Consider the following 1,406-nt stretch of genomic DNA (forward strand, 5'->3'; position numbering starts at 1 on the left):
GCCTGAACTGGCCACGCTGCGCCGGCAACATCGATCCCTCCGTCCAATCGATGCGCAGGAAACAGGATTGAAGAGTAGCTGAATGGTTAGTTTACATCTTTATTTTCCCAGTTTATCAAGACTTATGATTAAAATTCATTGATTTTATAAGCTTCTTACATATTAGTTATGTATAATATATGCTTTTGACTCTGAACCTTGCAGTGTCGTGTTCTTCTTGGATATTGAGAAGGCTACATTAGAACCAACATCTATCAAGGCTACACGATCCTTCTTCAAAGTAAATAGATTACTAACGCTCATATATTATACATAGTGAACATAATTGATTTGGTCCATATAATGTGTTGAAGATAATGAATTTTCACCATGAAAGCGTACATATTGTACAAAATGTACGCTAAATTTTTTAGTATAGTTATCCCAGTCTAATACTTTATTTTTCAGTCTGGCACGTTATTTTCTTTCAACAGCCGTCACTATGCCAGACGCTGAAGAAGCAACTCAATGCAGCGATCAACCTGCATGCGAAAGTGTTCCATTATTTGCTGGATCGCAGATATTATCCTTCATACGACCTGACCAAGCTGTTGGAGAACGATATGAAAAAAAACCAATAAGGCATTGTCAATGTAAACGAATTATACTTTTTTGCTCTTTTCCTGAAATATCGGAAAAGGGCTTTTCTTCGTAGCGTCTCTTGCAGGATTACGTTCTAATTCAGATAAGTCGGAAAGCTGGCTTGGAGAGCAGTGGTCGACTCAGGACGATAATTTTGATTCCCGATATCTCTAAGCAGCTCTAGGCAGACGCGACATTGGCGATTAGGTCCGCACTGTTTGTCCCCATGTGACAAGGATTAGGATGATATCTGGACGGGGACGGAGATCCGGGATAGTCTGACGCTGAAGGTGAAGGAATTCGGCACGAGGAGTATTAGGATAGAATAAGGTGAGGTTAGAGGGCAGAAATTCCAGCACGTTGGCTTAGCTTCCGGTGCTCCAGCTGATTCGAGGAAGCATACTGACGTAGTTTTGCTTGGGATTTACTTTGAAATAATGACAAGGGGTCGAAAATATATGGCAATAATTGTAAAAAACTTAGACGTAAAATCACATAAACCAAAAGACAAAACTACTTTGTGTATTGTCTTTTATTGTGTCAATTGCAAAATGGATGAAATGTAAAGAAATGTTTGTGTCATGGATGAATACATGGTAAAATATAGGTAGTAAATTATTGAAAAATGGGAGAAGGTGCGTATAGGGTGGCACAAGTATTGTCCATTGGGGAATTAATACAAAGCTACAGACACAATAGGGACATGTCTTTATCGCAATTAGCTGAAATGACAGGCTTACATAAAGGTACAATATCAAAAATCGAAAACGGGGACGTTAAAAGGC

Annotated in this window: 1 protein-coding gene; it reads left to right on the forward strand. The window is 39.0% G+C overall.

The features are described from left to right. Positions 1-1,246: 1,246 nt before the first annotated feature. Positions 1,247-1,406, forward strand: a 160-nt coding sequence (locus DQX05_RS30095; RefSeq protein WP_397336337.1) for a helix-turn-helix domain-containing protein, incomplete at its 3' end; no start/stop codon positions are given.

It is taken from the genome of Paenibacillus thiaminolyticus (assembly GCF_003591545.1).
GTDB lineage: Bacteria > Bacillota > Bacilli > Paenibacillales > Paenibacillaceae > Paenibacillus_B > Paenibacillus_B thiaminolyticus_A.